Annotated in this window: 27 protein-coding genes and 1 other RNA gene; 10 read left to right on the top strand and 18 right to left on the bottom strand. The window is 45.0% G+C overall.

Going from position 1 to position 24,649, the window contains the following annotated elements; genetic code table 11:
* Position 1 precedes the first annotated feature (1 nt).
* From pdxJ to rpoE, 10 genes are all read right to left on the bottom strand, one after another.
* The gene (pdxJ, locus tag F0228_RS15280; RefSeq protein ID WP_008224482.1) at positions 2-739 is read right to left on the bottom strand and encodes a pyridoxine 5'-phosphate synthase; all 738 of its coding nucleotides are present in this window, start codon (positions 737-739) and stop codon (positions 2-4) included.
* The gene (recO, locus tag F0228_RS15275) at positions 736-1,464 is read right to left on the bottom strand and encodes a DNA repair protein RecO (protein WP_032498827.1); all 729 of its coding nucleotides are present in this window, start codon (positions 1,462-1,464) and stop codon (positions 736-738) included. The genes pdxJ and recO overlap by 4 nt, the downstream gene beginning before the upstream one ends.
* A gap of 105 nt (positions 1,465-1,569) precedes the next feature.
* Positions 1,570-2,541 carry a GTPase Era gene (era, locus tag F0228_RS15270; RefSeq protein ID WP_008224485.1) on the bottom strand — a complete coding sequence of 324 codons (972 nt, stop codon included), beginning with the start codon at positions 2,539-2,541 and terminating at the stop codon, positions 1,570-1,572.
* Entirely contained in the window at positions 2,534-3,211 is a 678-nt protein-coding gene (gene rnc / locus F0228_RS15265) for a ribonuclease III (protein WP_004739034.1), read from the bottom strand. The genes era and rnc overlap by 8 nt, the downstream gene beginning before the upstream one ends.
* 26 nt (positions 3,212-3,237) lie before the next feature.
* Complete coding sequence (gene lepB / locus F0228_RS15260) at positions 3,238-4,134, bottom strand: signal peptidase I (RefSeq protein ID WP_116871636.1); 897 nt, start codon at positions 4,132-4,134, stop codon at positions 3,238-3,240.
* A 245-nt stretch (positions 4,135-4,379) separates the two neighbouring features.
* Positions 4,380-6,173, bottom strand: a complete 1,794-nt coding sequence (gene lepA / locus F0228_RS15255; protein WP_008223960.1) for a translation elongation factor 4 — start codon at positions 6,171-6,173, stop codon at positions 4,380-4,382.
* 132 nt (positions 6,174-6,305) lie between these two features.
* Entirely contained in the window at positions 6,306-6,776 is a 471-nt protein-coding gene (locus tag F0228_RS15250; RefSeq protein WP_061032436.1) for a SoxR reducing system RseC family protein, read from the bottom strand.
* The gene (gene rseB, locus F0228_RS15245) at positions 6,773-7,735 is read right to left on the bottom strand and encodes a sigma-E factor regulatory protein RseB (RefSeq protein ID WP_061032435.1); all 963 of its coding nucleotides are present in this window, start codon (positions 7,733-7,735) and stop codon (positions 6,773-6,775) included. Before rseB ends, F0228_RS15250 begins: the two co-directional genes overlap by 4 nt.
* Positions 7,732-8,355 (bottom strand): RseA family anti-sigma factor, encoded by a 624-nt coding sequence (locus F0228_RS15240; protein ID WP_032498782.1) that lies wholly within the window; start codon positions 8,353-8,355, stop codon positions 7,732-7,734. Before F0228_RS15240 ends, rseB begins: the two co-directional genes overlap by 4 nt.
* Before the next feature lie 26 nt (positions 8,356-8,381).
* Positions 8,382-8,960: an RNA polymerase sigma factor RpoE gene (gene rpoE / locus F0228_RS15235; protein ID WP_008223963.1), complete on the bottom strand. Its 579-nt coding sequence runs from the start codon at positions 8,958-8,960 to the stop codon at positions 8,382-8,384.
* Positions 8,961-9,349: 389 nt separating this feature from the next.
* Between rpoE and nadB the strand changes: the two genes are divergently transcribed.
* Complete coding sequence (gene nadB, locus F0228_RS15230) at positions 9,350-10,966, top strand: L-aspartate oxidase (protein WP_008223964.1); 1,617 nt, start codon at positions 9,350-9,352, stop codon at positions 10,964-10,966.
* 88 nt (positions 10,967-11,054) lie between these two features.
* Here nadB and F0228_RS26000 read toward each other — a convergent pair whose 3' ends face one another.
* Entirely contained in the window at positions 11,055-11,483 is a 429-nt protein-coding gene (locus tag F0228_RS26000) for a protein YgfX (RefSeq protein WP_315973341.1), read from the bottom strand.
* Entirely contained in the window at positions 11,431-11,691 is a 261-nt protein-coding gene (locus tag F0228_RS15225; RefSeq protein ID WP_004735374.1) for a succinate dehydrogenase assembly factor 2, read from the bottom strand. The genes F0228_RS26000 and F0228_RS15225 overlap by 53 nt, the downstream gene beginning before the upstream one ends.
* 167 nt (positions 11,692-11,858) lie before the next feature.
* Between F0228_RS15225 and ygfZ the strand changes: the two genes are divergently transcribed.
* The 3 genes from ygfZ to F0228_RS15210 all read left to right on the top strand — a co-directional run bounded on the left by ygfZ (position 11,859) and on the right by F0228_RS15210 (position 14,065).
* Positions 11,859-12,830 (top strand): tRNA-modifying protein YgfZ, encoded by a 972-nt coding sequence (gene ygfZ / locus F0228_RS15220; protein ID WP_116871634.1) that lies wholly within the window; start codon positions 11,859-11,861, stop codon positions 12,828-12,830.
* A gap of 4 nt (positions 12,831-12,834) precedes the next feature.
* On the top strand, positions 12,835-13,296 hold the full coding sequence (locus tag F0228_RS15215) for a YbaK/EbsC family protein (RefSeq protein ID WP_105057864.1): 462 nt from the start codon (positions 12,835-12,837) through the stop codon (positions 13,294-13,296).
* A gap of 562 nt (positions 13,297-13,858) precedes the next feature.
* The gene (locus tag F0228_RS15210) at positions 13,859-14,065 is read left to right on the top strand and encodes a DUF1107 domain-containing protein (RefSeq protein ID WP_008223967.1); all 207 of its coding nucleotides are present in this window, start codon (positions 13,859-13,861) and stop codon (positions 14,063-14,065) included.
* 96 nt (positions 14,066-14,161) lie between these two features.
* On the opposite strand, the gene F0228_RS15205 is transcribed toward F0228_RS15210, so the two are convergent.
* From F0228_RS15205 to F0228_RS15195, 3 genes are read right to left on the bottom strand one after another with little or no spacing between them, the layout of a single operon-like run.
* Positions 14,162-15,385, bottom strand: coding sequence for an FAD-dependent 2-octaprenylphenol hydroxylase (locus tag F0228_RS15205; protein WP_105057601.1), 1,224 nt, complete (start codon positions 15,383-15,385; stop codon positions 14,162-14,164).
* Between the two features lie 12 nt (positions 15,386-15,397).
* Entirely contained in the window at positions 15,398-16,576 is a 1,179-nt protein-coding gene (gene ubiH, locus F0228_RS15200; RefSeq protein ID WP_105057602.1) for a 2-octaprenyl-6-methoxyphenyl hydroxylase, read from the bottom strand.
* Between the two features lie 23 nt (positions 16,577-16,599).
* A complete protein-coding gene (locus F0228_RS15195) occupies positions 16,600-17,175 on the bottom strand; it encodes a YecA family protein (RefSeq protein ID WP_004739012.1) in 576 nt (191 codons plus the stop codon).
* Between the two features lie 307 nt (positions 17,176-17,482).
* On the opposite strand from F0228_RS15195, the gene zapA reads away from it, so the two are divergent.
* From zapA to serA, 5 genes are all read left to right on the top strand, one after another.
* A complete protein-coding gene (zapA, locus tag F0228_RS15190) occupies positions 17,483-17,791 on the top strand; it encodes a cell division protein ZapA (protein WP_004735366.1) in 309 nt (102 codons plus the stop codon).
* A gap of 11 nt (positions 17,792-17,802) precedes the next feature.
* Positions 17,803-17,986: non-coding RNA, 6S RNA (gene ssrS / locus F0228_RS15185), on the top strand.
* Between the two features lie 6 nt (positions 17,987-17,992).
* The gene (locus F0228_RS15180) at positions 17,993-18,592 is read left to right on the top strand and encodes a 5-formyltetrahydrofolate cyclo-ligase (RefSeq protein ID WP_171762409.1); all 600 of its coding nucleotides are present in this window, start codon (positions 17,993-17,995) and stop codon (positions 18,590-18,592) included.
* Between the two features lie 102 nt (positions 18,593-18,694).
* Positions 18,695-19,351, top strand: coding sequence for a ribose-5-phosphate isomerase RpiA (gene rpiA / locus F0228_RS15175; protein ID WP_171762408.1), 657 nt, complete (start codon positions 18,695-18,697; stop codon positions 19,349-19,351).
* A 261-nt stretch (positions 19,352-19,612) separates the two neighbouring features.
* Complete coding sequence (serA, locus tag F0228_RS15170; protein ID WP_061032428.1) at positions 19,613-20,842, top strand: phosphoglycerate dehydrogenase; 1,230 nt, start codon at positions 19,613-19,615, stop codon at positions 20,840-20,842.
* A 96-nt stretch (positions 20,843-20,938) separates the two neighbouring features.
* Here the strand turns inward: serA and F0228_RS15165 are convergent, their stop codons facing one another.
* Complete coding sequence (locus tag F0228_RS15165; RefSeq protein ID WP_171762407.1) at positions 20,939-21,652, bottom strand: oxidative stress defense protein; 714 nt, start codon at positions 21,650-21,652, stop codon at positions 20,939-20,941.
* A gap of 112 nt (positions 21,653-21,764) precedes the next feature.
* Positions 21,765-22,661, bottom strand: coding sequence for a LysR family transcriptional regulator ArgP (locus F0228_RS15160; protein ID WP_171762406.1), 897 nt, complete (start codon positions 22,659-22,661; stop codon positions 21,765-21,767).
* Between the two features lie 143 nt (positions 22,662-22,804).
* Between F0228_RS15160 and F0228_RS15155 the strand changes: the two genes are divergently transcribed.
* Positions 22,805-23,434 (top strand): LysE/ArgO family amino acid transporter, encoded by a 630-nt coding sequence (locus tag F0228_RS15155; protein WP_171731458.1) that lies wholly within the window; start codon positions 22,805-22,807, stop codon positions 23,432-23,434.
* 84 nt (positions 23,435-23,518) lie between these two features.
* On the opposite strand, the gene mscS is transcribed toward F0228_RS15155, so the two are convergent.
* Complete coding sequence (gene mscS / locus F0228_RS15150; protein WP_061032424.1) at positions 23,519-24,385, bottom strand: small-conductance mechanosensitive channel MscS; 867 nt, start codon at positions 24,383-24,385, stop codon at positions 23,519-23,521.
* Positions 24,386-24,649: the final 264 nt, after the last annotated feature.

The raw sequence follows: 24,649 nt of genomic DNA, 5'->3' as shown, positions 1-24,649 counted from the left end.
GCTAGATATTGTTACGAGCGGTTTCCATTACGGCTTTCATGTCAGCTACGGCTTTGTTCAAGCCATCAAAGACAGCACGTCCCATGATTGAGTGACCGATGTTCAGCTCATAGATTTCTGGAAGCGCCGCAATTGGTGCTACGTTGTGGTAAGTCAGGCCGTGACCCGCATTTACCGTAATACCAAGATCGTCTGCGTAGCTTGCACCAGCCGCAATCTTTTTCAACTCATCTTGTTGGTCTTCTTCTGTTTTCGCGTCAGCGTAGTGACCAGTATGAAGCTCAATGAACGGTGCGCCACACGCTTTTGCTGCGTCGATCTGCTCGCGGTCAGCATCGATAAATAGAGATACCTTAATTCCTGCTTCTGACAGCTTTTGCGTTGCTGCTTTGATCTTATCTAGTTGACCAACCACATCCAAGCCACCTTCAGTGGTTAGCTCTTCACGCTTTTCAGGAACAAGACAAACAAATTCAGGCTTAGTATCAAGTGCAATCTGAACCATCTCATCCGTCACTGCCATTTCTAAGTTCATGCGAGTTTGGATAGTTTCAGCCAGAATACGTACATCGCGATCTACGATGTGTCGGCGGTCTTCACGCAGGTGAATAGTGATGCCGTCAGCACCAGCGCGCTCAGCGATTTCAGCTGCGTGTACTGGATCTGGGTATTTAGTACCACGTGCATTACGTAGTGTTGCAATATGGTCGATATTAACGCCTAAAAGGATTGAGCTCATTTTCCAATACTCCGTGCTCTAGAAAGACCTGCTCTTGGCAAAAACAGCTCTCTACTTTTTAATGGTTTGCCGCCAAGATACGGCTTTAAGGCTATGCGTGTAAAGCGTTTTGCCGCTTTTAACTGCTCTTTAGTGATAAACCTACGTTCGCTGATCGCAATAAGTTCATCGCCCATAAAAGTCAGGTTGTCTCGTCGCACTGAAGCAATGAAACCCTTCTGCTCTCGATAGCGATAAGTCATTGTTGGATCAATCGGTTCGCCGGTACCCGCACAGTGTAAAAAGTCGACGCCATAACCCATGGCAGATAGTAGTGCCAACTCAAAGCGACGCAGTGCTGGCTCTGGATTTTCATTATGTGCCAGCTCTGTTAAAGCATGAAGATAGTCGTGAAAAAGAGCAGGCATTGGCACTTCAGCCATCAGCACTCGGCCAATCAACTCATTCACATACATTGCGGAGTAGAGGTTAATGCCAGTGAGAGGCAAACCTAAACTGATAGGCTCAGCTTGGCGCAGTGTTTTCATTGAGCTGTTCCCCGACCACTTGAGTAGTAGAGGCGTAAAAGGCTGCAACGCTCCTTTTAAATTGGAACGCTTGCTACGAGCACCTTTCGACATCAACGTTACACGACCAAACTCTTCACTGAAAATATCCAGTATCAAGCTCGACTCGCTATATGGCCTACGGTGCAATACAAAGCATCGCTGTAACCCTTCGCTCAATGATTTATCCTTCTTACAGATACAAAAAGAGAGAGTTCGCACTCTCTCTTAAACTCACTATTTTGACTTTCACATCCAGTAGAGGAAAGTGAAGTTCAAACTAGATTATAGATCGTCGATGTAGCCTAGTGAACGAAGTGCACGTTCATCATCAGCCCAACCAGATTTAACCTTAACCCAAGTCTCTAGGTAAACCTTACGACCGAATAGCTCTTCCATGTCGATACGTGCTTCGCGACCAATCGTTTTGATCTTCTCGCCCGCTTTACCGATCACCATTTTCTTCTGACCTGTACGTTCAACAAGAATCAGTGCGTTGATGTGGAAGCCATCGTTATCTGGGTTGTAGTCGAAACGTTCGATCTCAACCGTTACCGAGTAAGGCAGCTCATCACCCGTAAAGCGCATCAGCTTTTCACGGATAATTTCAGATGCCATAAAGCGTTGCGAGCGATCAGTCACGTACTCTTCTGGGAAGTGGTGTGTCGCTTTAGGTAAGTGTTCACGTACGTGCTTACGCAGTACATCAATGTTCTTACCTTGCTTCGCCGAGATTGGCACAACATCAATGAAGTCCATCTTCTTAGAGACTTCCATCATGTGCTGCATCACGTTAGTACGGTCTTGAACGTTATCTACTTTGTTGATGCAAAGTACAACTGGGAAGTCAGTCTTCTTCAGCTTGTTCAGAACCATCTCATCGTCTTCAGTCCAGTGAGTACCGTCAACAAGGAAGAATACTAGGTTCACATCACTCAGTGAGCTGTTCGCCGCACGGTTCATCAAGCGGTTGATCGCTCGCTTTTCTTCAATATGAAGTCCAGGAGTATCCACGAAAATCGCTTGGTAATCACCCTCAGTTTCCACGCCCATAATACGGTGACGTGTGGTCTGTGGTTTACGTGATGTAATAGAAATCTTCTGTCCCAGAATATGGTTCAGAAGCGTCGACTTACCTACGTTTGGGCGACCTACAATAGCGATGAAGCCACAGTGTTGGTTTTCCGGTAGGCTAGGTTGTTTGCTATCAGATGAAAAGAATGCATCGATATCGAATTCTTGGTTGTTATCAGACATTGCTTAGTTGCTCTAATGCTGTTTCAGCAGCCGCTTGTTCTGCCTTGCGGCGGCTAGTGCCTTTACCGATAACAGGTTTATCCACACCTGCCACTTCACACTCAACCGTAAACTCTTGGTTGTGTGCTTCACCTTTAATATTAGTCACTGTGTAGACAGGTAGAGGATTTCTTCGACCTTGTAAGAACTCTTGAAGACGAGTTTTCGGGTCTTTTTGAGATACTCCTGGCTGAATAGCTTCTAGGCGAGATTGGTACCAGCTTAAAATAATGCCGCGAACCGTCTCGGTATCACTATCCAAATAGATAGCACCGATGATCGCTTCAACAGCATCCGCTAGAATAGAATCACGACGGAAACCGCCACTCTTCAACTCACCTGGACCTAATTTTAAGTAATCTCCTAGTTCGAATTCACGACCTAGTTCTGCCAATGTATGACCACGTACTAATGTTGCGCGCATGCGGCTCATATCACCTTCGTTTACCTTAGGAAAACGGTGGTATAGATCATCAGCGATAACAAAACTTAAAATTGAATCGCCCAGAAACTCAAGACGTTCGTTATGTTTACCTGCGGCGCTGCGGTGAGTCAGCGCCAAGTGGATAAGATCGGCATCATTAAACTGATAGCCAATCTTTCTCTCTAGTTTATCAATTGGAGAATTCATGCTCTCTCGATGTGTTAATTGATCGATTAATGAATCCCACCGATGCGATTAAAACGCACACCAGTAGGAATCCATGTTGGAAGTACACTGTCTGAACCACGTTCGAATTCGAAACTGATCCAAATAGCAACAGCCTTACCAACAAGGTTTGCTTCAGGGACAAAGCCCCAGTAACGGCTATCAGCACTGTTGTCACGGTTATCACCCATCACAAAGTATTGGCCTTCTGGAACGACCCATTCGTTAACACCGTTGCGAGGTTGATATGCTTGCACACGATCACGACGCAGTGGGTTAACTAAGATTTGGTGCTCTACGTCTCCTAGCTGTTCATTCAGCTGAATCAGAGGCACACCATCTTGAATAAATTGGCTCTCTTCAACGTTACTTAGTTTCACTGGTTCACAGCTACTTGTACCTTTCGCCTGGATACAGATCTCTTTACGACTGCTGTAACGAATAGTATCACCTGGCAAACCGACAACACGCTTGATGTAGTCAATGTTTGGCTGAGGCGGGTACTTAAATACGATTGAATCGCCACGTTCTGGCTTGCCTGTTTCTACCAATTGAGTGCGCCATACTGGGTCTTTTAAACCATACGCGTACTTCTCTACCAAGATGAAATCACCAACCAAAAGCGTTGGCATCATCGAGCCAGATGGGATTTGAAACGGTTCGTAGATGAACGAACGCAAGATCAAAACAAATGCAATTACCGGGAAAATGGACACACTGTTCTCAACCCACCAAGGCTGAGCCGTAACTTTTGCGCTGGTTTCAGCGTCTAGGCCATTCGTTTGTGCTTCCACATCAGCAAGCTTCTGCTGGCGCTTCTTCGCCCACACAAACTTTTCCAATGCCCATACAATGCCGGTCACTAGAGTTACGATCACTAAGATAAGCGAAAATGTATTAGCCATTGATATCCCTTAAATTTCATTTCTTTAAAAATAACGAAAGTGAAAGAGTATAACTCTTTCACTCTGCTTAATATTTCTAATTTTTATCAATCACACTGACTAGATGCTTAAAAGATTACGCAGGAAAAATCGCTTAGTTCGAGGCGCAAAGTGCAGTGACTAGTGGGCCTAATTACAAAACTTTGCAACAAAGAAATAAGCGATTTTAACCAGTAATATTTAGCAGTTAGTTAGTACGATTGATATTAGTCTTTGCCAACGTGAAGAATTGCTAAGAATGCTTCTTGAGGCAGCTCTACGTTACCGATCTGCTTCATACGCTTCTTACCTTCTTTCTGTTTCTTCAGAAGCTTCTTCTTACGACTCACGTCACCACCGTAACATTTCGCGATTACGTTCTTACGCAGTTGTTTAACTGTAGAACGAGCGATGATGTGGTTACCGATAGCCGCTTGAATCGCGATATCAAACATTTGACGAGGGATGAACTCTTTCATCTTCTCCACAAGCTGACGACCACGAGTTTGCGATTGATCTTTGTGTGTAATCATCGCAAGTGCATCAACCGTGTCACCGTTTAGAAGTACGTCTACACGAACCATGCTTGATGCTTCAAAGCGTTGGAAGTTGTAATCCAGTGATGCGTAACCACGAGACGTTGATTTCAGACGATCGAAGAAGTCCAGTACTACCTCAGCCATTGGAATATCGTATACAACCGCTACTTGGTTGCCGTGATAAATCATATCAACCTGAACACCACGCTTCTCAACACACAGTGTGATTACGTTACCTAGGTAGTCAGAAGGTACTAAGATATTACAGCGTGCAATCGGCTCGCGAATCTCGTTGATATCATTGATAGCAGGCAGCTTAGCTGGGCTATCAACATACAGTTGAGTGCCGTCTGTTTTTTCAACTTCGTATACTACGGTTGGCGCAGTTGTAATTAGGTCTAGATCGTATTCACGCTCTAGACGTTCTTGGATGATCTCCATGTGAAGCATACCCAAGAAACCACAACGGAAACCAAAACCAAGTGCTGCTGAGTTCTCTGGCTCGTAGAATAGAGAAGCATCGTTCAAGCTTAGTTTACCTAGCGCATCACGGAAGTTTTCGTAATCATCAGATGATACTGGGAACAGACCCGCGTATACCTGTGGTTTTACTTTTTTAAAGCCTGGTAGCGCTTTTTCACAGCCGTTTTTAGCCAGTGTTAGCGTATCACCAACCGGTGCACCTAGGATGTCTTTGATACCACAAACAACCCAACCTACTTCACCAGTATTTAGTTCAGTAGTATCTACCTGTTTCGGTGTGAAGATACCTAGACGGTCTACACCCCAAACTTGGCCTGTGCTCATTACTTTGATCTTGTCGTTCTTCTTCAGAGAACCGTTCTTGATACGAACAAGAGAAACAACACCAAGGTAGTTATCGAACCAAGAATCGATGATCAGCGCTTGCAGCGGCGCTTCAGGATCGCCTTCTGGAGCAGGAATTGCTGAAACAATGTTTTCTAGAACATCGTCAACACCGATACCTGTTTTCGCAGAACAGCGCGTTGCTTCCATCGCGTCGATACCTACGATCTCTTCGATCTCTTCAGATACGCGCTCTGGATCAGCTGCTGGAAGGTCAATCTTGTTGAGGATTGGCACTACTTCCAGATCCATTTCGATCGCTGTGTAACAGTTTGCTAGAGTCTGAGCTTCTACACCTTGACCAGCATCGACAACCAATAGTGCGCCTTCACAAGCCGCAAGAGAACGTGATACTTCGTATGCGAAGTCAACGTGTCCCGGAGTATCGATGAAGTTAAGTTGGTAAGTTTCACCATCTTTTGCGGTGTAGTTTAGTGTCACACTCTGAGATTTGATGGTGATGCCACGTTCACGCTCAAGATCCATCGAATCAAGGACTTGTGCAGCCATTTCACGATCGCTTAATCCTCCACAAACTTGGATTAGACGGTCAGATAGGGTCGACTTACCATGGTCGATGTGGGCGATAATCGAAAAGTTACGAATGTGCTTCATAATTTGGTGTGACAAACTCTTTAATTTAGGACGGTAAGAAAGCCGCAAAACTATTTAAAAATAGCTAACGGTGGCGGCATTTCAATCAAGTTGGCAGATTCTACCCAATTTAACAGCAAGACGCATCATAAATTAGACGAGCGGCTCACCTAGGATTCGAATCAATACGACTTCTTGCTTGGATTTGTCTTCCATCGGTTTAGCGAGTCGCTTCGCTAAAGCAATACCACCAGCTGTAAATAGGGCTGCGCTCAGTATAACAACCCCCTCGCCCCCTTGAAGTAAGGGTTGTAACAAGAGTTGTCCAATGCCAGCACCAATCATCAACATGAAAAGTGGGATGAGATAAACAATAGCTGCAGACTGAAGTAGGCTTTTTTCAGGAAAGCCGATTTCTACAATCTGACCCGCTTTCACAAGGCTTTTGGTTTTTAATTGCCAAAACAAGGATTTGTTGCCAACCGCTTTGGTGACAATACCAGTGCCGCAGCTTTTTTGTGAAGAGCAGCTGCTGCAACTGGTTTGTTGTTCGCAGCTCAGTTGAACAAAGTATTGCTTACCTTTTTGTTCAACTGAGCTAACGGTAGCCAGCGCGGTCATCATTGCGCTGATACCTGATTATTGAAAGTCACAGATTGAGCGATACGCTTAGCTGTCGCTGGCGGGATATCACCCACGACAGATACCTCTCTATCGCCAATCACTAAGCTGTGCAAGGTTCTGCGTCCTTGACGTACCAACTGGCCTTTCAATGAGTGTTCGTCTTTGTCGGCGATGTATACCGAAAAGCTAAATAGTCCATCGCTGAAAAGCTGACTCTCGACCATTTTATCGGTCGCAGCCATTTGGTAACGGCTCAATTCTTTTGACTTAAACCCTTCTGGCACCCATGAAGCTTGCCAGTCGGTCTCACTCACCAAACCTTCAGGTAATGATAAAACCTTCGGCAGTTGCGCTTGGTTTAAGCCGCCCATAGCTTCAGCGATTTTATCGTTCACGACATAAGAGATAGTTCGGTACTGTTCCAGTATTTCACCGTCACGGTCTAATAGGTCGGCACGTAAAGGAAGACTGGTTTTCTCGTCTACCCAAACCACGTAAGAGTAACGAAGGCCATCTTTTGGCACTACGCGTAACACTTGAGTAGTGCTGCCCGCTTCACGAGAACGACCAACTTTTACAAAGTCGTAGTACTGATTCAGGGATTCGATATCTCGATTGATCATCGGAATAACAGGAGCAACCATGCTGCCTGACTGGATCGTAAACGGCTCTGTACCCGGTTCGATGTAGCTCACTTCATTACCGCGACGAATCACTTCACGAACAGGGCCACTCAGGTAAACAAGGTGTGCGAGTTGCTGGTCGTCGTTAACCGCATGGCGATAAACAAGAGGTTCAATACTGCTCTTCTTGATCAGTATGTAAGAGAGTTCGTAATTTAGATGCTGACTGGCCTCGTTCATTTGATGCAACAACGCCTTTGCAGTTGTTTCCTCTGCAAAGGCTGTTGGAGACATCAAGCTGAACAGTGTCAGTGCACTGACCAGGATTTTCTTCATTCAATGTCCGATTCTAGATGAGCATCTTCCATAGGCGACGCATCACTGTTTAATCTTAGCTGTAGCTCATAATCTTCTAGCATTGCATGAACGCGTTTGCGCTGCTCTTGCAAGTTTGCTTCAGAAGCCGGTCTCTCTACAGAGTCACGCGTTAAGCTCACTGGCTCAGCCGATCCTGCAAATGGAATCGTCTGAAGTACAGGTAACTGTTCTGGTGCCGCTGGGTCGCTGCCACCATATTGTTGAACACCTAATACAACTGCTAATGAAACACACGCTGCCACAGCAACTTGTCCAAACTGTTGTAACCACGCAGGAAGCTGACGCTTCGCTTGCTGAGGCTTTGGTTGCTCTTCAATTGGAGCAACAGTAGGTTCAACATTCACTTGGTGCAGGTTTGGCATTGCACTGTGTGCAGGCTCATCTTCAAGCGCTGCTGCCACACTATCAGCAATGTTCCAATTTTTAGTTTCTGGCGCATCCCCACGCATAACGTCACCAATTAAGTGGTAACTCTGCCAGGTATTCATGCTTTCTTGATCAGATTCTAGGTCTACAATGAGAGCTTTATCGATCGTTTCACCATCCATGAGTGCCGAAAGCTTTTCTTTATCAGCCATTATTTTCACCATAATTATTACAAGTTCTAGCGTTGTAAAAGAGGTTTAATTTTCTTTTCCACCGCTTCACGAGCTCGGAAAATACGCGAACGTACGGTTCCTACAGGGCAATCCATTACTTCTGCAATCTCTTCGTAGCTCAAACCTTCAAGCTCACGCAGCGTCATTGCAGTTTTTAAGTCTTCTGGTAGCGCTTCAATCGCACCAAAAACAACTTGTTTCAATTCTTTTGACAGCGTTAAGTTCTCAGGGTTCGATATTTCTTTTAACGCGCTGCCTGTTTCGTAATATTCAGCATCTTCTGCATCTACATCCGTTGCGGGAGGCCTACGGCTCTGGGCAACGATATGATTCTTAGCGGTGTTCACGGCAATTCGGTACAACCATGTATAGAAGGCACTCTCGCCACGAAAATTAGGTATCGCGCGGTAAGCTTTAATAAAAGCTTCTTGTGCTACATCAGGTACATCACCGGAATTATTCACGTATCGAGAGATAAGATTACAAACTTTGTTTTGATACTTAACCACTAGTAAGTTAAATGCTTGCTTATCTCCACTCTGAACTCGCTCAATCAACACTTGATCGGTTAGCTGCTCGTTCATTCGAGCGGGTACTCCTATTGTTATAACCCTCACCTTCACAGATATGGGTACTAATTATGCGAAATGTAGTATTGACACCACCGTCTACAAGAGCACTATTGTGACTAAGCCAAATACCGAAAGTTCCAACTTTCTTAAAATTATTTGCCATTATTGTTTCACAATGTGATGTAATAAAAATAGCTATCCCTATCAATTTGGGGAAACTTGAGCAAAAGCAATGGTATTGAGCAATTAAATATTTCTAGATAGCTGTCTATATCTTGATTTTGCATAGCGTTTTAGGACGACTCTGGGGAGATTATAACAGTCTTACCGCAACTCCTAAAACAAGACAAAGTCAATTGAGAGTGGACAACTCGACTATAGCCCGGGATTTAATAAGTTTTATGAACGCAAACCGTGAACATCAGTGTGATGTATTAGTGGTAGGAAGTGGTGCGGCAGGCTTGTCATTAGCCTTACGCGTAGCAGAACATGCAAAAGTAATTGTATTAAGCAAAGGACCACGCAGCGAAGGATCGACGTATTACGCACAAGGCGGTATCGCTGCGGTGTTCGATGAGTCCGACAGTATTGAGTCTCACGTTGAAGATACTCAAATTGCCGGGGCTGGGTTATGTGAAGAAGATACAGTTCAATTCATTGCTGAGAATGCTAAAGAGTGTGTGCAATGGCTGATTGATGGCGGTGTTCCATTTGATAAAGATGAGAACAGCACTGATGGTCAACCTAAGTACCACCTAACTCGTGAAGGTGGACACAGCCACCGCAGAATCCTGCACGCTGCCGATGCAACCGGCATGGCAATGCAAACTTCACTGCAAGATAACGTCAAGAATCACCCGAACATCGAGATCTTCGAGCGCCACAACGCGCTTGACTTGATCACTGAAGATAAAATTGGTGGTTCGAAAGACAAGGTTATCGGTGCCTACATCTGGAACCGTAACCAAGAACACGTAGAAACCGTACGCGCTAAATTTGTTGTACTTGCTACTGGCGGCGCATCAAAAGTATACCAATACACCTCTAACCCAGATGTATCTTCTGGTGATGGCATTGCTATCGCTTGGCGTGCAGGTTGTCGTGTAGCAAACCTAGAGTTCAACCAATTCCACCCAACCTGCTTGTTCCACCCAGAAGCGCGCAACTTCCTACTAACGGAAGCGCTACGTGGCGAAGGCGCATACCTGCGTCGCCCGGATGGTACACGCTTCATGAAGGACTTCGATGAGCGTGGTGAATTGGCGCCTCGTGATGTGGTTGCTCGCGCGATCGACTTCGAAATGAAGCGATTAGGTGCAGACTGCATGTACGTCGACATCAGCCACAAACCTGAAGAGTTCATCACCGCGCACTTCCCAATGATCCACACTCGCTTGATGGACTTGGGTATCGATATGACTAAAGAGCCGATCCCGATTGTTCCTGCTGCGCACTACACCTGTGGTGGTGTAATGGTCAATAAAGATGGTCAAACGGATCTGCAAAACCTCTACGCGATTGGTGAGGTTAGCTACACTGGCCTGCACGGTGCGAACCGTATGGCATCAAACTCACTACTAGAATGTGTGGTTTACGCGTGGTCAGCAGCAAAACACATCGTTGAGAACATTGAACAGTCTCAGTTGTGTGCTGAACTTCCAGCATGGGATGAAAGCCAAGTCACTAACAGTGATGAAGAAGTTATTATCCAGCACAACTGGCATGAACTTCGTCTATTCATGTGGGATTACATGGGTATCGTACGTACAGACAAACGTCTTGAGCGCGCAATGCGTCGTATTCAGATGTTGCAGCAAGAGACTCACGAGTATTACAGCAACTTTAAGGTGTCGAACAACCTTCTAGAACTGCGTAACCTACTTCAAGTCGCTGAGCTAATGGTTCGCTGTGCAATGCAACGTAAAGAGAGTCGCGGCCTGCACTATACATTGGATTACCCAGAGCTTGCTGAAGACAGTGGCCCAACGATTCTGACACCAGAGAAACGTCAATCGTAATCTGGCGCATTCGCCAACAATGAAAAGCAATCAAATGAAAGGGAGCCTAGTGCTCCCTTTTCTTTTATCTCACGGCTAATCGATTACTTTAGCTGAGCGAACGCATTCGTTGTAAGTTCGCCAAAAAGTGCCGATATTCTTGATCTTGGCAACTGTCTCGCCATAGCAGTATCGAGTGACCGCATTCAAATCGTAATTTTATAAAGAATTGCGCCCAAATCTGGTCGACGGACTTTAACTTGTAAAGCTGATCATTAAGCCGCACCTCACCATCACCCTTATAATCAAAACGCCCTTGAGCGCTGGTGATAAGCATATGATTGGCACGAAACAGATTGAAGGATAAATAAAGACAATAAAGGCTGACAGCCAATGGAATAGAAGAGACAACGATGAAAAACAAAAGGCACCCGAAAACAGTGCCTTTTGTTAATAATGCGAAATGCGAAGGGTTAAGCTGGAGCTTAACGAACCTTGCTGAGGTTGTGTGCGACAATTTTATCAACCATTGATGCATGACCTAGGTTTTCACTGCGGCCGTGGCCCATCACCCAAGTAAACAAGTCTGGATCATCACACTCTAGTAAAGAAACAAACTCGCGCTGTTCCTGCTCTTGCAATGAATCAAAACACTCTTCGAAAAATGGCATGATGACTACATCAAGTTCTAACATGCCGCGACGGCAACCCCATTTAATTCGTGCTTTCTGCTCTGCAGTGTACATTGGCTATCCTCACCTATAATTTTTCTTTCTTAGAGTGTAACAAGTCATACGCTCTGCAACTACTATGTGGGTCACAGTCCCTATCTCAGCTCACAAAAAAACCTAGGCTGACAAAGAAACAGAACAGGATTAACATAGAGCCAAATAAAATTCTTAGGAAAGATAAAATGGATTGGAAAAACACCTTTCAGCCGCACGCTCATACGCAAAATGATTCGCTTCCAGAACTGATGATGACACATGTGTCAGACTGGAGTGCAATTACCATGGTAGGCGATGACAAAAAATCGTACCTACAAGGTCAAGTAACGTGCGACGTCGTGACTCTTCCTAATGATGAATCCACATTAGGCGCCCACTGTGATGCAAAAGGAAAGGTATGGAGTATCTTCCGCCTATTCCACCACAACGGTGGTTATGCGCTTATGCAGCCTAAGTCTGCGATTGAAGTTGAGCTCGTAGAAATCAAAAAATACGCGGTCTTCTCTAAAGTCGATATTGAGCAAACCAACGATGTGATTATCGGTGTGATGGGCGCAGCTGCGGATCAATACATCGACTCAATTTCAGAGAGCCAAGGTAAAGTTCGTGCGATTTCAGGCGGTACAGCTGTTCAAGTCGCAGAAAACCGCTGGGCTCTGCTTGTAACAGAACAAGCTGCAGAAGCTTTGGTCACTAGCAGTTCTGCGGAGAAAGTCTCAGAGGCGCTATGGCAGTATCATGAAATTATCGATGCTCAGCCTCACCTAACCAATGCAGAACAAAATGAGCACATCCCTCAGGCACTTAACCTGCAAGCGATTGGTGGCATTAGCTTCACCAAGGGCTGTTACACGGGGCAAGAAACAGTAGCTCGCGCTAAGTACCGTGGCATGAACAAACGTGAAATGCGCATTGTTTCTGGTTCGACTGCGGAAGTGCTAACACTAGAGAACCCTATTGAGCTAGAGCGTAGCGTGGGTGAAAACTGGCGTGGTGCAGGTCGACTGATCAACGTATATCAATTTGCTGACAACCAAGCGATTGGTCTAATGGTTCTGCCGAATAACCTGGATGACGATGTTCAACTGCGTTTGACAGCACAACCTGATCAAATCTGGAATATCCTGCCACTGCCTTACAGTGTTGACGACGAGTAATTACGTGAAAACAGTGATTACACAATGGCTCGATCAGCAGCAGGTAAACTATCGCCTGCTGCTGCAAAGCAAGCCAACCACCAGCATCGAAGAAACCGCACAAGAGCGAGGCATCGCCCCCTCTCAAATGGTGAAATGCATTCTACTCAAAGACATGGGCAATCAATACGCCTTAGCCTGTACGGCTGGTGATCGCTCGGTCGACCCAAAGAAAGTGCGCTCAATTTTAAATTGCCGCCGAATGACTTGTGTTCCGCTAAGCGATGTAGAGTCCATCACTGGTTTTAAGATAGGTTGTGTTGGCCCTCTTGCATTAAAGAGGCACATGCCGATCATCTTTGATCCTTCGATTCAAAACAATTCGACGGTGACCATCAGCTCTGGGGATCGAATGGCAGGTATTGCTCTGGATCCCGATGATCTCATAGCCCTATGCGCGCCTATCATTACAGAGATCAGCCGATGATCAGATCAAAGCAGTAACTGATCGCAAAGTCACATCCCAGTTTTCACTAGATACATATTTATTGTGAAGTTCGTCATAAGATAAATAGATTAAAGTTAAATATTTAATCAAAATTAAAGCATAAGTAGTCAAAAGTAAAAAACTGCGTTACTGTGGATTTACTGACTAGCCCCTAGGCAAATCAGTACAAGTGAATCCACTGAGTAACATCAGTATCCACTTTTGTGTAATGCATCTGTGACTATTCGCCCGTTTTAGACGGGCTTTTTTTTGTCTTAATTTTACAATTTGATTACACAAACAAAAAAATCCCGCCTATTCTTATACTTGTCACATTAACACTGCTTAATACCGAACAGGAAAGTTCACGGCAGTTCACTACTCAGTATTATTTTGGGGAGGAGCTCACGTAAAAATAGATATTTACTGTAGAAAGTGCTTAGAACAGCACAAATATCTAATTAACGTCAACGCTACTGCATATTACTCCATGCTTATCACAATTATTTTTCCGGAGTTTTTCTATAATGTGCAGGCTAGGTAAATATAAGGATAATTAAGAATGAGACTGTTTAAGCGCTATACACCGAGTATGATTGCTAAACATGTAAGTCGACTTTTCAAAGGACGAATCTACATTTACGGCGTAGGGAAATTTGAGTTTGATAACGGCAAGTTAGTACTGCCAGATCGAGCAGAGCAACGCCACTTTCAAACAGTGAAAGAAATAAATAGTGAAATTATGAAGCTGCGCTGTGCTTACGCATAATCTGATTATCTAGAAGATTCCAAACAAAAAGGGTTGGCTTATTGCCAACCCTTTTTTCGCATTAATGACTCTACGAATCATAGGTACATTCAGGCGTTATCGATGAATCACAGGGCGCTTTGCCAGATCAGGAAGATTACCCGCAAGACCCAGAGCTCGCTTCATAATTTCATCTTTTGCACCAGGCAACTGACCCGCAAGCTTCATACCTATGCCACGAATCAGCTTCTTAGCTGGGTTATCGCCTTCAAACAGATCTTTAAAGCCCTGCATCGAAGCAATCATCTTCGCCGCTTCTGCTTTTCTCCAGCGCTCATAACCACGTAAGTTACGCTTGGTACCAATGTCTTCACCTGCTGCCCAAAGCTTTAATAGCTCTTGTGCTAGGCTGGCTGCATCTAACAAACCAAGGTTAACGCCCTGCCCTGCAAGCGGGTGAATGGTATGCGCTGCATCACCCACCAAAGCTACGCGTTCTACTGCGAAGTCACGCGCATATCGCATGCGTAATGGGAAAGCAAAACGCTCACCAACCACTTCACATAAGCCAAGCTTTGCATCGAACTCAGCTGTTAACTGCTTATTGAATTCAGCATCCGACATTGATACGAGGTTCTCGGCACGATTAGGCTCAGTAGACCAAACAATCGAGCTCATGTTGCTCGGTTGCATTGGTAAGAATGCCAACGGACCCTGTGGCGTAAATATTTGACGAGCCACACTATGATGCGGTTCTGCGGTTTTAACATTAGCAACAATTGCACTGTGTCCATAATCCCAATGCGTGAGCGGAATATCTTGCTGCTTGCGAACCCAAGAGTTAGCTCCATCCGCACCCACAACGAGTTTAGCCGTTAGTGCTTGACCGTTATCTAAAGTCAGCCATGCTTCACTTTCACCAATTGCCATTGTTTTGCACGTTGCAGGCATGTACAGGCTCACATTGTCTTGCTTCTTCACTTGCTCAAGCAAGGCTAATTGAATCACACGGTTCTCAACAATATGACCGAGGTTCGGTTGCGCTAAACGCGTTGAATCAAATTCAATACGTGCGAAGCTATCTTGTTCCCATACTTCCATCGCTTGATAAGGGGCTGCACGTCTTTGCTCAATTCCCTGCCACGCACCTAGATTACGCAAAATCACTTCACTAGAACGGCTCAATGCAGAAACTCGTACGTCTGGCAGTTCATTCAGCCCTTCACTAGGCGCTCTGCCTTCAATCACAGCGATTCTCAGGTCGCTGTCTTTTAAAGCAGCCGCAAGTGCAAGCCCAACCATGCCTCCACCAACAATCGCGATATCAACACTTTGCATCATTATTTATCTACCTTATCTTTCTACTAGGCCAAGCGTATGACGCAAAAGTGGACCTTTAAGTGGTGGAAGGTTATCCATAACAGCTAACCCAAGGTTGCGCCCGAGACGAGCGGTTAAAAAATCATTTGAGAATAGGTGTACAAGGCTCGATGTCAGTGTAATCGTCGCCCCTCTGTCCTGTTCTCTACGTTTTCTAAAGTTAACAAGACCAGTGTATCGGCCAACATCATCCAACTGAGTACACAACTCTTCGGCTAAAGAAGCCACATCACGAATACCAAGGTTAAAACCCTGACCCGCGATCGGGTGAAGAGTTTGAGCGGCATTGCCGACAATCGCAAATCGATGAGAGATATTTTGTTGTCGGTGACGAAGAATCAGAGGATAGCTCGCACGCTTGCCCACCTTCTCTAAACGGCCTAGTCGCCAACCAAAGTCGATCTGCAACTGTTCAAGGAACTGGCTGTCGTTTAAAGTCATGACTTTATCAGCTTGTTCTGGCGGTAAGCACCAAACTAGCGATAGGCGGTTGTCCGTCATCGGTAATAAAGCAACTGGCCCATGATGAGTAAAACGCTCAAAAGCGCGACCTTGATGCGGCTCGCTCGCCACAATATTGGCAATGACAGCCACTTGCTCAAAGTCATGCTCGCTCAACGAAATATTCAGTTGTTGGCAGCAGGTAGAGATCGCTCCGTCAGCTGCAACCAACAACCTAGTAGTAATAGTTTGCCCGCTGTTAAGGTCAATGGTCGTCAGTAAATCACTGCGCTCAATTTTCGCTACTGAGTCAGGGCACAGCATCGTAATTGCCTCTTCTGACTCCAGCTTTTGCTGATAGATTCGACCGACATCCGCCAACTCGACCACATAACCAAGCGCATCAACCGCAAGATCTTCGCTGTAAATATCGGTCATCCCTGCATGCCCACGATCCGAGACATGAATATCTTTAATCGGGGTAGCGACAGGAGCGATCGATTGCCACAACTGCAATGAATCGAGGATCTGTACTGTGCCGTAAGACAAAGCAATAGAACGAGAATCAAACCCAGGATGAGCTTGATGATCAACCTGATAAGGTTCCACTACCGCAATCGACAGCGAACCTTGGCTTAGGTGATTCAAAGCCAGAGCTAAAGTCGCCCCTGCCATCGCACCACCAGCAATTACAACATCATACTGAGCCATCATAACCTCAAACTGGCAAACGATTAGTGAATGGTTGGAGCTACATCTTCAGATGGGCGTGCACCAAACTCAGCATGAATGGTTAATGCACAGGCTTTTACGTGCTCAATAACGTGCTCTAGAAGTTGCGCTTGCTCTTCTAGGTCATCATCTTCATCAATACCTAGCTTTGCCATCTCTTCAAGATCAGCCAGAGCTTCTTTAGTGCCTTCCGACGCCTTATTTAACTGAGCGCCAACTAGTCCTAAACCAGAGATGAAGTGGTTGATCCAATCAGACACACCGTCAGCTAAATCAAACAGGCTCGCACTTGCGTCTTCATCAGGCAGTAGCATAGACAATTCCATGCCTGAACCCGTAATCTCACTAGTGGTTACTTTCAATGTCGCTTCCGCTAACGTTAATGCGCGATCCGGCCAACCCATACCTTCGTTGGTGTAATCAAAGATCAGTGGCTGCCAGCTCTTATCTGCTAGGCTTAAGCCTCCGCTTAACATACCCGTCAATAAACCATGCATCTCAGCAGGGGTTACGGCTAGACTTGCCGATTGAAGTTCAGTCGCAACCGTTAGGTAATCAGGTAAAGTAGTTTCGCTCATCAGATAGCTCGCTCAGTTATTCTTTATATCGATAGTATAATCGTACCACTTCACCCCAATTCTGGTAAGCATCGATCCCTAGCAATTAAAGAATGACTGACTACCAATTGTTCAATTTGCTGAATTACTGTGTGCTCAAGCTCTCATTTACAAACAGTCACTCTGAAAAGCTTGAATCTTAATAGCGGTTTACCTATAGTTTCTCCCTCAGAGGAGATTGCTTCCTCATCGGTACTTGCACTTTTTGTTTCAAGAAAATAACGAAGAGCAACAGCCTTAAAATAGCGCGTTAAAGAGTTCATCCATCATGAGTAATCAAGCGGTAGACGTTGAAATATTAGGAAAACTGACTCGAGTGAATTGTCCACCAGGGCAAGAAGAGTCATTGATTGCAGCGGCGGCCGATCTTGATAATCGATTGAAAGAGATGGCTGAACGTACTAAGGTAACCAATGAAGTGAAGCTGCTGACTATCGCAGCTCTGAACATTTGCTATGAATTACAAACTAAGAAATTTGAAGCAAATGACGAACAAAACGCACTGACCGAGCGAATGGAACAGCTCACAACATCACTTTCAGATGTTCTCAGTAAGGTTAAGCACGGACAGCAATAGCGTACACAAAATTTACCCTGGAGTGTTTGTCAGAGGATTCACGTCCCCGAGCCGATAAGCAATCCCTAAGGGTTAGTACTTGAGTGCTATTGAGCATGCTCGGCCCGACCGAGAAGCCTACGGTAATCATTGCTGATCCGCCTTGAACTCGCTGGTTCAAGGGCCATCTATTCTCAACGGCACTTTGGGGTATCCCTTCTTATGAAGACGCTCACACGCAGCGAATTTCGCAAACAGATCCGCATTAAACGCAACTCCCTATCTAACGAACAACAAGCTCAATCCGGTTTAGACTTAGTTAAGCAGTGCGCTCAACTCGATGACATTCGGTCTGCTCAACATATCGCACTTTATATCTCGATCGATGGTGAACTTGATACCCAACCTTTAATCGAGTGGTTATGGTCGCAAGGTAAGCAAACTTATTTACCTGTATTACACCCGTTCTCTGACGGACACCTGTTGTTTCTGCACTACTCTCAAACCACACCCACTGTTTTAAATAAGTACGGCATTGTAGAACCCCAGCTTAATCAAACGTTGGTGAAACCTTGTCAGCAACTCGACCTCATCCTGACGCCCCTTGTCGGCTTTGACTCTCATGGTCACCGCTTAGGTATGGGCGGCGGATATTACGATCGCACCCTAGCGAAGTGGTTTGCGACCGGCGAAGGTGCAACTCCAATTGGTTTGGCTCACGATTGCCAACATGTCGATACTCTACCGATTGAGGAATGGGACATTCCCTTACCTAAAATCGTGACTCCGAGTAAAACTTGGCAATGGGAAAGTAACCATTAAAGCGCTATAATCCCGCCGCAAACGTTAACCTTGATATACAAACGTTAACTTCAATACGCAAACGACTAATTCAAAGCGCAAGATCTTATTCAGGAGAATGGCATGACTCAAGATGAAATGAAAAAAGCAGCTGGTTGGGCAGCACTTAAATATGTTGAAGAAGGCAGCATTGTAGGTGTTGGTACTGGCTCTACAGTAAATCACTTCATCGACGCACTGGGCACAATGAAAGACAAAATCAAAGGTGCAGTTTCAAGCTCTGTTGCTTCAACGCAACGCCTAGAAAAGCTAGAGATCAAAGTGTATGAGTGTAATGATGTTGCTAAGCTAGACATCTATGTTGATGGCGCAGACGAGATCAACCCAACTCGCGATATGATCAAGGGCGGCGGTGCAGCTCTAACTCGTGAAAAAATCGTAGCGGCTATCTCTGATAAATTTGTATGTATTGTTGATGGCACGAAAGCTGTTGATGTACTGGGTAAATTCCCTCTACCGGTAGAAGTTATCCCAATGGCGCGTTCATACGTTGCGCGTGAGCTAGTTAAGCTTGGTGGTGACCCGGTTTACCGTGAAGGTTGTACAACGGATAACGGCAACGTGATCCTAGATGTTTACGGCATGGCGATTGAAAACCCGAAACAGCTAGAAGACATCATCAATGGTATTGCTGGTGTGGTAACGGTTGGCCTATTCGCACACCGTGGTGCAGATGTGGTTATCACAGGTACCCCTGAAGGTGCAAAAATCGAAGAATAAATAATAGAAGATTGAGTTTTTCTGTTACTTCATTACATACGGTGCCCAAGGGCGCCGTTTTTTTTGCTTTGCACCTGTAAAATTATGTCTTATTCCGTAATTTTCTTACCCAAAACATTTTTTTTTTGTTACTTTATTGTTCAGAAGACGCACAGGGAAAACGTTTGTCTCCTAACAAAGTGGTGAGTTTGTTCCCCTTTCAGCCATTTTGTAGCACGTGCGCCGCATTTGCCCAACCTTTCCATTTTAAGGACGAGAACAATGGCCAAAGTTTCACTGGAAAAAGAAAAAATAAAAATTCTACTTCTAGAAGGTCTTCACCCTTCTTCAGTAGAAGTACTTCAAGCCGCTGGTTACACAAATATTGAGTACCACAAAGGCTCACTACCTGAAGATGAACTACTTGAAGCAGTTAAAGATGCTCACTTCATCGGTATTCGTTCTCGCACAAACCTTTCCCAAGAAGTGATTGATGCTGCTGAAAAATTGGTTGCTATCGGTTGTTTCTGTATCGGTACTAACCAAGTAAACCTTGAAGCGGCTGCAAAACGTGGCGTACCTGTCTTCAACGCACCATTCTCAAATACGCGAAGCGTTGCGGAACTGGTTCTTGGTCAGGTTCTACTACTACTGCGTGGCATCCCAGAAAAGAACGCTCTTGCGCACCGTGGCATCTGGAAAAAGAGTGCAGACAACTCTTACGAAGCTCGTGGTAAGCGTTTAGGTATTATCGGTTACGGTCACATTGGTACTCAGCTTGGTATTATTGCAGAAAACCTTGGTATGCGTGTTTACTTCTACGATATTGAAAACAAGCTGTCTTTGGGTAACGCAACGCAAGTTCACACCATGACAGAACTGTTGAACAAGTGTGATGTGATCTCTTTGCACGTTCCAGAAACTAACGAAACCAAGAACATGATGGGTAAAGAAGAGTTCGAGCGTATGAAGCCAGGCTCTATCTTTATCAATGCAGCGCGTGGCACTGTAGTCGATATTCCTGCTCTGTGTGGTGCTCTAGATTCTGGCCACCTTGCTGGTGCAGCTATCGATGTATTCCCAACCGAACCAAAAACCAATGCTGACCCATTTGAGTCTCCATTGATGCAGTTCGATAACGTGATTCTTACACCTCACGTAGGTGGTTCTACTCAAGAAGCGCAAGAGAACATCGGCGTTGAAGTGGCTGGCAAGCTAGCGAAATACTCTGATAACGGCTCTACTCTATCAAGTGTTAACTTCCCAGAGGTATCATTGCCACTACATACAGGCACGTCTCGTTTACTGCACATTCACGAAAACCGCCCTGGTATCCTAACTCAGATCAACACCATCTTCGCTGAAGAAGGCATCAACATCGCGGGTCAGTACCTACAGACTGCGGCTGATATGGGTTATGTAGTTATCGATGTAGAAGCGGACCGTTCAGAAGAAGCGTTGCTTAAACTGAAAGAGATCGAAGGCACCATCCGTGCTCGTCTACTTCACTAATCATCGAACTCGATATTAGAAAAACAAAAAGGCTCTCATTACGAGGGCCTTTTTAGTATTTGGCCTATGGTAGGCAATTAGATCATGATGATCTAATTACTCTTCAAGCCGATAGATCACATTGACACGATCACGAATAGTGATCGTTGAGTCTTCATAAGAGTTAGATTCTGTTCTCGCATCCATTGCCATAGAACGCATTAATACCGGCTGAGAAGACTGTGCGTTGTAATCCACACGCCAAACGTCACCAAGCTCACGCTCAAAACCCGTCGCTAATGATTTCGCTTTCGCTCTTGCGTCTTTGATGGCTTCTAAACGCGCTTGTTCTTGGTATTTCGCCTGGTCACGCACTTGCAATTGGATGTTATCGATCTGGTTAATCCCTTGAGCAATAGCAATATCCATATACTCATTGAGATTCGATAACTCTTTTACTTCGACCGTCACATTACGTGAAGCTCGGTAACCGACTAACTCTGGCTTGCCGTCTTTTGGATAGTGATACTGAGGTGCTAGGTATAGGTTAGAGCTGTGTACACTCGCCTCATCAACACCGGCTTGGTGCAGCTTGTTAAGAAAACCGGTTACCACTTTATCAACGGTGATTTTAGCTTGTTCTGCCGTCATCGTTGACTCTACAACTCTGACCGAAAACGTCGCCATATCAGGCGTCGCGATTACTTCTCCATAACCGGTGGTAGAAATATGCGGAAAAGATGGCGAGTTAGCCAATGCAGAAAAGCTCACAGCGCTCAACGCAGCAGTAAGGGCAAGAGAGGTTGCTAACATCTTTGGTACAAACTTCATGGGGGGGAGACCTATGCTAAACAAATGTCTTTTCATCATAGAGTAATTTGTCGCTTATCCAATCCAGACGCCACACTTCTAACAGAACTTTGACGCTGAAAAAACCGCCAACTTACTGTGGTAGATGTTCGTGAGCAAAACTCAAGATCGCTTGCGAGATCTCTTTAAGTACCCCACTTTCAAGCTGCCAATGGTGCCAATAAATCCGATAAGACAATAAAAAACCGGGGGTAATATCAATCAACGAACCCGACTCTAGCTCCTCGATGATCTGTAACCTCGGAATCAAACAGTAGGCAACACCCGACAATGCCAAACGTACAAATGCTTCTGAGCTACCGACCGTGTGATTGATCACACTGTCTCTAGGCACATTAAAATGATCATGCAAAAACTTCTTATGTAGGTCGTCATATTGATCATAAGACACTGCAGGGGCTTTTCTCAATGTGGTGTAATTAACCCCTTCAGAAAAATAACGTTGATGAAAGTCAGGACTCGCCACACACACATAATCCATGCGACCAAGGTAGTCGGCACTACAACCAGGAATAGCTTGAGACTCCAAACTAATAGCACCTGCCACTTCACCACTTTTGATTTTCTCTATGGTTCTCGATTCGCCATGAATAGCAAGATTCAATTCCACTTGGCGGGACTTCATCACACCCGACAAAGCAGGCAGTAACCAAGTGGCTAAGCTATCCGCGTTGGTCGCAATGGATATTGATAAGGGCTGATTACCATCTTCATTCATGAGTTCGGGAACCAGTTCATGCTCCAGCAAACGGACTCGACGATATAACCCTAGTAACTTTTTACCGGCCGGGGTTGGTCTGGGTGGGTTTTCCCTTACCAATGCAGGTTGAGCGAGCCACTTTTCTAGCTGTTTAATGCGCTGCGACACTGCTGATTGGGAGATATATAACTGCTCTGCCGCCCTTTCAAAACTGCGTTGTTTAACCACGGAATCCAGCGCTTCTATCCATTTATAATCCAAACCACGCATCACTTTGCTCCCTTTTTACTCAAGCCTCACTCTACATTAGCAACTCTAATAATGGATTAAAATCATTAATTATACTTATCACAAGGAGCGGAGTATCTTCCCCTTATCACCAGTATGTGTCGTTAATTAAATGGGAGGTTAAAATGAGTTTTTGGGTTTTATTACAAGGTTTTGGTCTAGGGGCAAGCATGATTATCCCTATTGGCGCACAAAATGCGTACGTCCTAAATCAAGGGATAAAGCGCAATCACCATTTAACCACAGCAACGATTTGTAGCTTACTCGACACCCTATTTATCTCGTTAGGCATCTTTGGTGGTGGCGCTATCTTGTCGCAAAATGAAGTCCTGCTCACTTCAGTGACACTAGGTGGTATCGCTTTCCTAACTGTCTATGGTTTGTTGTCGCTGCGTAGTGCTTTTAAAGCGCCTTCAGACAAGGAATCAAAAGGAGAGATACTGGCTCGTGGTAAACGCACAGTCATTCTTGGGGCCTTGGCTGTAACTGTGTTAAACCCACACCTCTATTTGGATACCGTTGTGATTCTTGGTTCGATTGGCGGACAGTTTGAAGGTAACGACAGAATTGCTTTTGCTATGGGAACCATCTTGGCTTCGTTCGTTTGGTTTTACTCGCTATCACTGGGAGCAGCAAAACTTGGTCCAACACTGTCTAAACCAAATGTTAAGAAAGGCATCGACATCGCCGTTGCAACCATGATGTTTGCTATCGCAACGGTACTCGCCAATGGACTTATTGAGCAGTATTGGTAGAAGTCGTTTGAAAATATTGCTCCAAGAAAAAAGGCGGATAACTTAGGTTATCCGCCTTTTTTTGTTCAACGTGTCGAAGCTTTATTAGCCCTCAACTTTGTTCATGTGAACATCCATTTGTGGGAATGGGATTTCGATACCTTCTTTATCCAAGCCTTCTTTGATTGCTTGCATTAGGTCGAAGTAAACATTCCAGTACTCAGCAGTGCTAACCCATGGGCGAACCACGAAGTTAACTGAAGAGTCAGCTAGCGTGTGAACACCAACTTGAACACCAGGTTCTTTCAATACACGCTCGTCAGATTCACATATCTGAGTCAAAAGCTCTTTGGTCTTTTGTAGATCTGCACCGTAAGAAACACCGATCATTAGGTCGATACGACGTGTCGCATGACGAGAGTAGTTAGTGATTGGGCTACCGATAACGCTTCCGTTTGGTACTACAACCATTTTGTTATCAGGCGTTGTTAGAACCGTTTGGAAGATTTGAATCGAATCAACTGAACCTGCAACACCGCCAATTTCTACGTAATCACCAGATTTAAATGGACGGAATGCAACAATCAGTACACCTGCAGCGAAGTTCGATAGTGAGCCTTGAAGAGCAAGACCAACCGCTAGACCAGCCGCACCAATTACCGCAACAACAGATGCAGTTTGAACACCAAGGCGACCAAGAGCTGCAATTAGAACGATAACAAACAACAAGTAACGAACTAAACCATGGATGAACTCAACAACCGCTCGGTCCATCTTCTTCTTCTGAAGAACCTTAGCTACGCTGTTCGCTACAGCCTTTACGATTAGGTTACCAATAAACAGAATAACCAGTGCAGATATAATGTTTACACCGTACTGAATAAACAAATCTGAGTTATTCGTTAACCACTGTTCTGCGTTTGAAAGACCATCCACAAGCGGGGTCTCAATCGTTGTAGAACTCTCAGCCATAATGTGCATCCTCTATGTAATATGCTATGAGCTAAACTGCCTTAAACCAAGCCTTACTATTTAACCGCCACCTTTAATTTGTACAATTAAATCATAACGTTAACGTAAAAACTTGCTAAGTCCTTTTTACGAAACAGAGTGTCTATCCCCTGTTTTTCGGCACGATATCCTATCTTTGACAGATTGCAAAGTCATATTTATGTAAGCCTTTGAATAAAGGAAGCTTACGCATAAACACAAATACCGATAACTAAAAGACTACGA

It is taken from the genome of Vibrio sp. 99K-1 (assembly GCF_013114585.1).
Taxonomy (GTDB): domain Bacteria; phylum Pseudomonadota; class Gammaproteobacteria; order Enterobacterales; family Vibrionaceae; genus Vibrio; species Vibrio chagasii_B.
This window is presented reverse-complemented; position numbering and strand designations above follow the sequence as displayed.